Genomic DNA, 1,893 nt, shown 5'->3' with positions numbered 1-1,893 from the left:
GTAACCCGGCAGGACGCCGGGTTAGCCGTGTTGGGCCATGGATGGCCCGTCACGGCGGCCCACGGATTCAAGCCGGAGTGAGGGCACACCGAGCCTAAGCGAGGTGCCGAGTGGAGGGGCAAGAGCGCTTTGGTTACTTTCGCGCTTTTCGAAAGTGACCCGCTGTAAGAGCGGAACCCATACCCGCCATCACCCAACTAACGGATATGCACCCACAGATCCGCAACAACCCCCACAAAGCCCGCAGCCGCCGCACCATATCCAAAACATCTCCCATCAACACTTACTATATATTTTCAATCTGCAAGCACACCCGATAGCCTGACCCTGCCGCGCACGCCTCGATGCGACGACGGCTCCCAATTCCAAAAAATAAATCGGGTACCCCAGTGAACACATCCCCCCGCGCCGTCAAAAGCCTGCTTCCCCTGGCTGTGGCCTTCGCCCTCTTCAACAGCCTTGGCGCCTACGCAGCCAACACCGGCGAACTGCCCTGCACGACCACCGAACAGTGCGCAGCCCAGGCAGCGAAAGTCGGCGCTACCCCCGACAGCTCCCAAACCGAACACAAGGCCAAGGGCGACCCCACCCAAACCCAATTCGCCTGGCTGAACCGCATCAACAAAGCCTCCATCGTGATGCTCACCGAAGAAGGCATCGTCAAACCCGAGATGGGCCAGAAGATCGCCGGCGGTGTGCGCTACGCCATCGCCCAGGCGGACCAGCCCGGCGGCACGCGCCCAAACGATGTGCTGCAACTGGAAAAAATCATGACCGACAAAATCGGTCCCGAAGCCTCGCTGATCCACTCCGGCCGCAGCCGTCAGGACATGCTCGCCACCTACCGCCTGGCCGCCCTGCGCAGCCAGGTGCTGGCCTACAGCGAAGCCCTCAACGCCACGCGCCTGCGCCTGCTGAACATCGCCGACAAAAACGTCGACACCCTGGTGCCCGCCTACACCAACGGCGTGCAGGCCATGCCGATCAGCTATGCGCATTACCTGCTAGCCTTTGAAGCCGCGTTTGATCGCGATGGCCAACGCATCCGTGAGCTGTACACACGCTTGAACCTGAGCCCGATGGGCACCGCCGTGCTGGCGAACTCGGCGTACCCGCTGAACCGCGAGCGCCTGGCCGAGCTGCTGGGCTTTGATGGCGTGCGCGAGAACTCGCTGGATTCGAGCCAGGTGTCGACCTACGACATCCCGATCGAAGCCGCTAACATGGCGTCATCGTCGGCGATTCGCGTTGGCGCGATGATTGGCGACATCCACACCCAATACCACCAGATCCGCCCATGGTTGCTGCTCGATGAAGAAGCCACCTACACCAGCAGCGCCATGCCGCAAAAGCGCAACCCGGGCTTGCTGATGCGTGCGCGGGAGAGCGCGTCGGACGTGGTCGGCCTGGCCCAGGCCGTGACCTTGCGGGCGCACAACGTGACCACCGGCATGACCGACTACAAATTCGCCTTCGACTCGCTGGGCGTATTCCGCTCCACCAAAGAGATGTTCGAAAGCATGGACGCGGTGCTCGACGCCCTGCAGATCAACCCGCAGCGCGCGCTGGAAGAACTCGAGTCGGAATGGACCACATCGATGGAGCTGGCCGACACCCTGGAGCGCCAATACAAAGTGCCGTTCCGCATCGGTCACAGCTTCGCCTCGCTGATCGTCACCGAAGCGCGCAGCAACGGCACCACGCCGAAAACCTTCCCGTACGCAGACGCACAGAAGCTGTATAGCCAGGCGGCGGACAAGTACAAATGGACCCCCAACACCTTGCCGCTGGATGAGGCCGGCTTTCGCGCGTCGCTGTCGCCGACCATCATGGTCCAGACCCGCAAGGGCACCGGCGGCCCGCAGCCGCAGGAGGTCAAGCGCATGCTGGTGG

Annotated in this window: 1 protein-coding gene; it reads left to right on the top strand. The window is 62.7% G+C overall.

What is annotated here, in order from left to right; all coding sequences use genetic code 11:
- Window positions 1-389: 389 nt before the first annotated feature.
- Window positions 390-1,893, top strand: a 1,504-nt coding sequence (locus tag WBB95_RS29075; protein ID WP_424490718.1) for an argininosuccinate lyase, incomplete at its 3' end; no start/stop codon positions are given.

Origin of the sequence: Pseudomonas sp., assembly GCF_049645325.1 — a bacterium.
Taxonomy (GTDB): domain Bacteria; phylum Pseudomonadota; class Gammaproteobacteria; order Pseudomonadales; family Pseudomonadaceae; genus Aquipseudomonas.
Note: the sequence above shows the minus strand (reverse complement) of the source record. Positions and strands in the feature narration are given on the sequence as shown.